This window comes from Delftia sp. UME58, assembly GCF_014170385.1.
Lineage (GTDB): Bacteria > Pseudomonadota > Gammaproteobacteria > Burkholderiales > Burkholderiaceae_C > Comamonas > Comamonas acidovorans.
The window spans coordinates 1-801 of the sequence record NZ_LZZV01000087.1; the positions used below are offsets into that span (position 1 = coordinate 1).

At 56.7% G+C, this 801-nt stretch carries 1 protein-coding gene; it reads left to right on the top strand.

Annotation, left to right across the window (positions count from 1 at the left end; all coding sequences use genetic code 11):
- On the top strand, positions 1-801 hold an 801-nt coding region (gene rfbB, locus A9976_RS21380; RefSeq protein WP_183020675.1), incomplete at both ends, for a dTDP-glucose 4,6-dehydratase.

The following is an 801-nucleotide window of genomic DNA, read 5'->3' on the forward strand; positions in this document are numbered from 1 at the left end:
TGTGAATTTCGCGGCAGAATCTCACGTCGACCGATCGATCCACGGCCCCGGCGAGTTCATTCAGACCAATATCGTCGGCACCTTCCATTTGCTGGAAGCGGTGCGCGCGTACTGGTCCGAGCTACCCGAGCAGGAAAAGCGGGATTTTCGCTTATTGCACGTGTCGACCGACGAGGTCTATGGCTCGCTTGAAAAGGATGACCCCGCGTTTCGCGAGACCAACCAATATGAGCCGAACAGCCCGTACTCGGCCAGCAAGGCCGCCAGCGATCATTTGGTGCGCGCCTACCACCACACCTACGGGCTTCCAGTACTGACCACCAACTGTTCGAACAACTACGGACCGTATCATTTCCCTGAGAAACTGATCCCCCTCGTTATTCACAACGCGCTGGCCGGCAAGTCCCTGCCGATTTACGGAGATGGTCAGCAGATCCGCGACTGGTTGTACGTCGCCGATCATTGCCGGGCCATCCGTCGCGTACTGGCAGCCGGAAAAACCGGCGAGACATACAATGTCGGCGGCTGGAACGAGAAAACCAACCTTGAAGTCGTGCACGTCCTATGCACACTGCTGGATGAACTCAGCCCGCGGAAGGATGGTCAGTCGTACACTACTCAAATTACCTATGTGCAAGACCGCCCGGGACATGATCGCCGCTACGCGATTGATGCCACTCGTCTGCAACGCGAATTGGGCTGGACGCCATCGGAAACGTTTGAAACCGGCATCAGAAAGACGGTTCTCTGGTATTTGGACAACCAGCAATGGGTAGCCAATGTGACCAGCGGCGCATATCG